At 38.6% G+C, this 1,775-nt stretch carries 3 protein-coding genes; all 3 read right to left on the bottom strand.

What is annotated here, in order from left to right; translation table 11 throughout:
• Window positions 1–34: 34 nt before the first annotated feature.
• The 3 genes from nrdB to B0680_RS10565 are packed head-to-tail and all read right to left on the bottom strand — an operon-like array spanning window position 35 to window position 1,752.
• On the bottom strand, window positions 35–1,120 hold the full coding sequence (gene nrdB, locus B0680_RS10575) for a class Ia ribonucleoside-diphosphate reductase subunit beta (RefSeq protein WP_078255062.1): 1,086 nt from the start codon (window positions 1,118–1,120) through the stop codon (window positions 35–37).
• 54 nt (window positions 1,121–1,174) lie between these two features.
• The gene (locus B0680_RS10570) at window positions 1,175–1,408 is read right to left on the bottom strand and encodes a hypothetical protein (RefSeq protein ID WP_078255061.1); all 234 of its coding nucleotides are present in this window, start codon (window positions 1,406–1,408) and stop codon (window positions 1,175–1,177) included.
• Window positions 1,409–1,416: 8 nt separating this feature from the next.
• Window positions 1,417–1,752, bottom strand: coding sequence for a septal ring lytic transglycosylase RlpA family protein (locus B0680_RS10565; RefSeq protein WP_078255060.1), 336 nt, complete (start codon window positions 1,750–1,752; stop codon window positions 1,417–1,419).
• Window positions 1,753–1,775 lie beyond the last annotated feature (23 nt).

Below are 1,775 nucleotides of genomic sequence, written 5' to 3'. Positions count from 1 at the left end.
CTTTTGGGGTGCGGTTCACTAAGGGGCAATTTTGTTAGATTTGCATATCACTGAAATCCAAATCACTCAAGTCAGAGTCAATCTGACCAACCAAGTAACTGGTAATCTCAGTCTCTTGTGGTGCTACTTGCACATTGTCTGATGATAACCAACTACTAATCCATGGGATTGGGTTACTGGTAGTAAAGAAGGGCTTTAATCCAACAGCACTCATACGCATACTGGTAATATACTCAAGATACTGTTCTAGGATGCCTTTGTTTAAGCCAATCATAGAGCCATCTTTGAATAGATAATCAATCCAAGCTTTCTCTTGCTCATAAGCATCCCAAAAGATGTCATAGATCTGGCTTTGACATTCTTGGATAATCTGCTCATAGTCAGGATCATCTTTGGGTAACAGCTTAAGTATATGCTGTGTACCATTCAAATGCAACGCTTCATCACGAGCAATCAGTTTAATAATCTTCGCATTACCTTCCATCAGCTTACGCTCAGCAAAGGCAAATGAACAAGCAAATGACACATAAAAGCGAATGGCTTCAAGTACATTGATACTCATCAAGCATAGATACAATCGCTTCTTGAGTTCATACATATCTACTGGCTTATCTTGTTGATACTCCAGTGATAGTTGATGCAGACTGTCATAGTACTGACTAATCGCCGTAGCTCGTTCTAAGATCGCTGGATTAACCATAATATCATCCAGTACTTCGCTTGGATTGGTAAAGATATTACGGATAATGTGCGTATAGCTACGAGCATGAATGGTCTCAAAGAATGACCATGTCTCAATCCAAGTCTCAAGCTCTGGTAGTGAAACCAGTGGTAATAGCACAACATTGGGACTACGACCTTGTACACTATCCAGTAGTGTTTGATACTTTAGATTGGATACAAAGATATGCTTCTCATGATCTGGTAAATCAGCAAACTGTAGTCTGTCTTGGGAAATATCAATTTCTTCTGGTCTCCAAAAGAATGATACTTGCTTATCAATCAGCTCTTCAAAGTAGCTATACTTCTGCTCATCAAAGCGTGAGACATTCACAGGGTTACCAAGAAACATGGGTTCAGTCAATGCATCATTATTGGTTTGATTGAATACTGAATACATTTATTACTCCAATAAAAAGATACCCAATCAAGGGTATCTCTTGGGTTGTTGGTATTATTCTTGGCTTTCAGCAGTAGCAGGCTCTTTAGGAATGTAATCTTCAACAGAGATGGTTAGGGTTACTTTTTTCAAAGTACCTACTTTATCTGCTGCTTGTACAGGGTATTCTGAACCAAATACAGTAAAAGTACTCTCTGATAGCTTATTGATTGAGATGTCACTTTCAATCTGGTTATTCTCATTCAACGTATGATAACGCACACTTTCATACACTTTGGTTTTAGCCATAATAGCTCCTAATTAATGGGTACAATAGTAACTTTGATCTTGCCTTTGGACAGCGGTGAGATTTTGGCAAAAGCTGCTTTGGATAAATCCAAGCTTACGCCATACTTTCCAAATCCACCACGATCATTGACTTTACAGGTGACTGATTTCCCATTATGTAAGTTGGTCACAATTAGTTGTGTACCAAACTTATACTGATTGGATGCACAAGTTAGTGCGTTTTGATTAAATCGTTCACCTGATGCAGTAGTTCTACCATGAAACTTCCCACCATACCAAGTTGCATAGTGGGCAGTTGCTGATAGACTAACTGTTAAACCAAGAAGTAGGGTAACTAGTTTCATTGAATTATGTAGTGGTCAACTAA

The organism is Moraxella pluranimalium (assembly GCF_002014825.1).
GTDB lineage: Bacteria > Pseudomonadota > Gammaproteobacteria > Pseudomonadales > Moraxellaceae > Moraxella > Moraxella pluranimalium.
The sequence above is the reverse complement of the archived record's forward strand: the minus strand, read 5'-3'. Positions and strand labels throughout refer to the sequence as shown.

Coding starts and splice junctions, on each gene's coding strand:
- nrdB (WP_078255062.1), bottom strand. CDS start 1,120: ATGTATTCAGTATTCAATCAAACCAATAATGATGCATTGACTGAACCC.
- B0680_RS10570 (WP_078255061.1), bottom strand. CDS start 1,408: ATGGCTAAAACCAAAGTGTATGAAAGTGTGCGTTATCATACGTTGAAT.
- B0680_RS10565 (WP_078255060.1), bottom strand. CDS start 1,752: ATGAAACTAGTTACCCTACTTCTTGGTTTAACAGTTAGTCTATCAGCA.